Annotated in this window: 1 pseudogene; it reads left to right on the top strand. The window is 53.5% G+C overall.

Going from position 1 to position 245, the window contains the following annotated elements:
* Positions 1-245: pseudogene (locus AAEY83_RS17725) on the top strand (WYL domain-containing protein); the annotation flags it as partial.

Below are 245 nucleotides of genomic sequence, written 5' to 3'. Positions count from 1 at the left end.
AACAATGTCTCAGAAGACAGCAGCGATAATCGCCACGGCGCAGCAACGACGGCGCGGCAGTGGCAAGTGTTATCACAACTACAGCGCAATCGCTGGGTGGGTACCACGCATATTTATGAGCAGTTGATGATGGCAGGCTTTGATATTAGCCTGCGCACGGTACAGCGCGACCTAAATGCGCTGGCGAAACGTTTCCCTATCGAAAAAAACAATGCCAATCCGCAAGGCTGGCGCTGGCGTGATGA

It is taken from the genome of Psychrobacter sp. TB20-MNA-CIBAN-0197 (genome assembly GCF_040309765.1).
GTDB lineage: Bacteria > Pseudomonadota > Gammaproteobacteria > Pseudomonadales > Moraxellaceae > Psychrobacter > Psychrobacter submarinus.
Note: the sequence above shows the minus strand (reverse complement) of the source record. Positions and strands in the feature narration are given on the sequence as shown.